At 40.4% G+C, this 1,476-nt stretch carries 1 protein-coding gene; it reads left to right on the top strand.

The window, feature by feature from the left end:
* Positions 1 to 395: 395 nt before the first annotated feature.
* A complete protein-coding gene (locus DN062_RS18365; protein WP_112160735.1) occupies positions 396 to 1,343 on the top strand; it encodes a HEPN domain-containing protein in 948 nt (315 codons plus the stop codon).
* Positions 1,344 to 1,476: the final 133 nt, after the last annotated feature.

Below are 1,476 nucleotides of genomic sequence, written 5' to 3'. Positions count from 1 at the left end.
GTGGCCATGAGCCAGTGACCTGTTTAGGTGAGTGTTCGAGTGAATTGATGACATTACACAACGAAGTGCCTCTGGTGCTGCCGAACAGTAGCTAGTTCTCACACAGTGGTATTGTCATGCAAAATTATATCAGGTCGGCTCTGAGGGTAGTGTGTTGCCAAACAACAGAAATATGGCTATAAATGTTCATTAAAGCCACAAAGTAAATAAGCTTTAAGGGATTGAGATCGAGTTAAGCGACAGTGCTGGTTCGAATGAAAGGCGCTAACGCCATGGAACCCCCACCGATCACAAAAAGCAAATTCCCTAGATTAAGTGCTGAGCGGCGTTCAACAGTCGGTTATAGCTGCGGCTGCGCCGCCGTATAACCGCTTATTTGTTAGGCAGGGAGGGATATGAGTTACTTATACGTTACCGCAGTCCTTGGGATGACGATTACAGAAAAAATAAAAACTCCTATCAAGATTGGGAATGATATTTACTTAACAAATGACTCCTCACATTTTGCTAAACATATTAGTCCTGAGCAATATCTATCCATAGGAACTTTGGAGGGTGGATACTTGTTTAACGATAATCCCGTTATTTACGCCAAAATGCCGACCAAAAATATTGATGAGTCGCATGCACATATAGTTAACTTTATGCGAGATTGCTTAGCCTTTCTACATTCACTTTGGATTTTGGAAGATAATAGTGTCAATGTTGAGTTAGGGTTTGCGGTTTCAGGTAAAACTGGTCATGTGCATAGCAACTCATTGGCATATCATTACTGGACCTGCGAAGGTAAAAAGAAAGAGCTTTCCATATCACCAAGTCATTTGATGCAACTCTACGATGAATTCGGTTCAAAATTCGGCGGAATGGCAGTTGGTTCTGAACCAAACTACACAATGCAAAGCAGAGAGACTGACAGAATAAATATTGGTGTGAATTTTCTTCAACAAGCTAGATCAACACCGGATCTAGGATTCAAAATAGCTAGCTATTGCTCTTTTTTTGAATCTGTATTGAGTACTACAAATGTTGAGCTCTCTCATCAAATGGCTGAAAGGGCAGCGTTTTATTTGCGTGTTAAACCGGCAGAAAGGCTAGAGATTTATAAAGATCTTAAGCAGGCCTATAGTGTGCGCTCCAAGGTTGTTCATGGTGACTTCATATCAAAAAAAGACATGTCTAAACTTGGCGAAATAGCCAAAAAATGTGATTCCACAGCCAGAGAACTTCTAGTTGCATATCTTCAAGATGAAGAATTTAGTAGTGCTATTAACGACTCATCAAACGAGCTGTTAGATAAGTTTTTTCTATATAAAATATTTGGGCTAAATACTCTTGATGCCTAACAAATTGCAGCAGTCGGTAGTTTTCAACCCAGTTGTCCAAAATACTATGCTTAAGCTGCTTGTTTGTTGAGTGCCATTTCTTCAAGTCTTGCGGGATTTAGTGAGACGGCACCTTTAGGCTCCCAATTTCGAG

This window comes from Nitrincola tibetensis (genome assembly GCF_003284585.1).
In the GTDB taxonomy this organism is placed as follows: domain Bacteria; phylum Pseudomonadota; class Gammaproteobacteria; order Pseudomonadales; family Balneatricaceae; genus Nitrincola; species Nitrincola tibetensis.
Note: the sequence above shows the minus strand (reverse complement) of the source record. Positions and strands in the feature narration are given on the sequence as shown.

Excerpts from the sequence above, each read along its gene's own strand:
- DN062_RS18365 (WP_112160735.1), top strand. The coding sequence starts at position 396 with ATGAGTTACTTATACGTTACCGCAGTCCTTGGGATGACGATTACAGAA.